The organism is Lentibacillus salicampi (assembly GCF_004565465.1).
GTDB lineage: Bacteria > Bacillota > Bacilli > Bacillales > Amphibacillaceae > Lentibacillus > Lentibacillus salicampi.
The window spans coordinates 1-2,455 of record NZ_SRHY01000092.1; the positions used below are offsets into that span (position 1 = coordinate 1).

3 protein-coding genes are annotated in these 2,455 nt (G+C 36.6%); 1 reads left to right on the forward strand and 2 read right to left on the reverse strand.

From position 1 onward, the window contains the following. Positions 1-101 precede the first annotated feature (101 nt). On the reverse strand, positions 102-476 hold the full coding sequence (locus E4U82_RS19400; RefSeq protein WP_135111890.1) for a ParA family protein: 375 nt from the start codon (positions 474-476) through the stop codon (positions 102-104). A 524-nt stretch (positions 477-1,000) separates the two neighbouring features. Further along, on the reverse strand, positions 1,001-1,648 hold the full coding sequence (locus tag E4U82_RS19405) for a hypothetical protein (RefSeq protein ID WP_135111891.1): 648 nt from the start codon (positions 1,646-1,648) through the stop codon (positions 1,001-1,003). A gap of 203 nt (positions 1,649-1,851) precedes the next feature. Here E4U82_RS19405 and E4U82_RS19410 point away from each other — a divergent pair. Further along, positions 1,852-2,455, forward strand: a 604-nt coding sequence (locus tag E4U82_RS19410; protein WP_135111892.1) for a transposase, incomplete at its 3' end; no start/stop codon positions are given.

The window sequence follows — 2,455 nt, forward strand, 5'->3', positions numbered from 1 at the left end:
AGATGCTTTAAAAAAGACCAATAACAAATTCAAACAACTAATCAAAGGTCAATTACATCAATGGTTTTCCGCCTTGCCCAATTATATCAAGGCTTATCTGCCTAATTTGTGCTGCGAAAGTTGAGGAAGTCATAATAACCCTGAACCGGTTCTAAAGCTCGATCTAGTCTGCGGATATCACGATCTTCGTTAATTAATACAAGATAATCGTCTGCAGGAATAAAATGGAGATTATCTGTAGCACCTAGAATGTAAGGACGCACATCTCCCTCCTCAATACCCTCTTTAATTGTTCTTTTTTCATACTGTAAAAGATCATCTGTATTTGCAATCATTTGCACCATGTTGGCCTGTGAATCCATATCAACTGCTAATACTTTATATCCCCTCTCTGCAAGTAGAAAGGCAATGGTTGCTGACGTTGTGGATTTTCCTACGCCCCCTTTTTGGTTTCCGAACGTGATGGTTACAGCCATAATAAAGTCTCCCCCTAAAACTTGTATTTACGTAAACATGTAATCCTGTATTTATGTGTTCCTGTATACAATATACGACAACACGATTTAGAAATCCTTCTTTGTTTTCCATTTCTAATCAGAACAAGAACTTGTGTATACTATAAAACGATAAGCACATAAATCTGCAAACCTGTATTTATGTAAAGCTGTATTTACGGTTGGATGTGATTCAAACTTTTAACACGGACCTCTGGAATATTAACCAATTTGTTGATATAGTGAAAATACACCTGTAACACCTCGCTATTGTGGTTTTGTGCATATTTTCACTATAGTAGGGTTACGGGTGTTTTTTCATTTATTTGGTTTGATTACCATAATTACCCTTTAAATGTCAGCCATAGATTTTGGTGAAGAGCCTATTTTTTTGCTTCTTTTTCAACAAGTGGATCATTGTATTTCATGATTAATCACCTATAAACTATTTGATTGTGATCGACGGACGTATAAATAAAGCCATTCCGGAACTTATAAACAATCTCTTACCGCTCATACAAGTTTGGATGTCTCAGCTCTTTTCTTGACAAAGCATTCGTTTTAGCCAGGTTTTTATAAAAAACTTCCTTTTCAAGCTCAATGTGTTCTTCTTTTGTTAATTCTTCCATGTTTGGCTGGTATGTAATATGTTCCACATTTTTAAGTTGTTCTTTTTCGCCTTTTGAAAATTCAGTCAGATACCCTTTGACGTCCGCAGTAATGAACTTTTTAATTTCCGGATTATTTAGCTCTTTAATATATTTAAATTTTGGAATATATTCATAGATTCCGAGTACCTGTCTATATTGAATATAACCAATTTCTCCAAGGTAATTGGCTGCTTCGTCCATATCTTGCCGTGTGAAGTTTTCTTCATCACCATCATGAAACTTTTGGTTTTTTTGTTGGAAATCATTATATATTTTAACCATACGTTCTTGTAATTCTAAGATTAAATTAATTCTATCAAGACAATAGTTAAAAACACTTTTATTTTCTTGTGTTAAATGGATTCCAGTTTCATTTAAAACATCTGACAAAAACTTTTGCATTGTAGTGAAGGCGTGCATATTAGAGTTTGATCTTTCCCCAGCATGAGTCAAAATTGCTGATGTTAATTGTGCAAATTCCATTAGTGCATCAAATGCCTCCATGTACTCATTTCTTTCAGCCTGAGAAGTTGGTGAAATAACAGCACAGTCGGTCATTTTATTAAATCTGTAATAATTTGAATGAATTTCATAATTCTTAGCCCTTGTGTGGCAGGAAGTCTGAAACGTAAAAAAGGAAGTACCTCCCCAAATCTTGTATAATGGTAGTTGAGCAAAACAACCAAAAGATTGGAGGAGTACTCCCTATGACCATTATACGACAACCTAGTCTTTTTAGCATCCAGGAATTATATGACATGGAACCTACCCAAAAATACGAAGCGATTATTTCAGCGATAGATTTGGATGCGATTTATCACAACGTAACCAAGAAATCACGGTTTGGCGCACCGGAAGAACTGAATTATGCAGCCATGATTATATCCACTTTTGTGAGATATGTTGAACGCATTCCCACGATCAAAGATCTTGTTAAACGTCTTCATGATGATATCGCGTTTAAGCTGAATTGTGGTTTTCTCGTTTCAGATAGCATCCCTTCTGAAGCCGCCTATTCCCGGCTTGTCACAAAGTTAGAGGAGTCGGGCGTCCTGGAAGAGGAACAAGAAAAAGTGATCCTTCAAGCTGTTGCGGAAGGATTTATCATGGATGATACCGTCGCCATTGATGCCACCCACTTTGAAGCACGTGATCAAGCACCGGCTAAAGAAGAAAAGCCAAAACCTGAACCGAAAAAACGCGGGCGCAAATCCAAGGAAGAACGGGAACAATGGCTGAAAGAACAAGCTGAAAAAGAGGCCAACTTGCCTCTTTATGACAAGAAAATTGAAGCCCAATTGGACGCTTCTT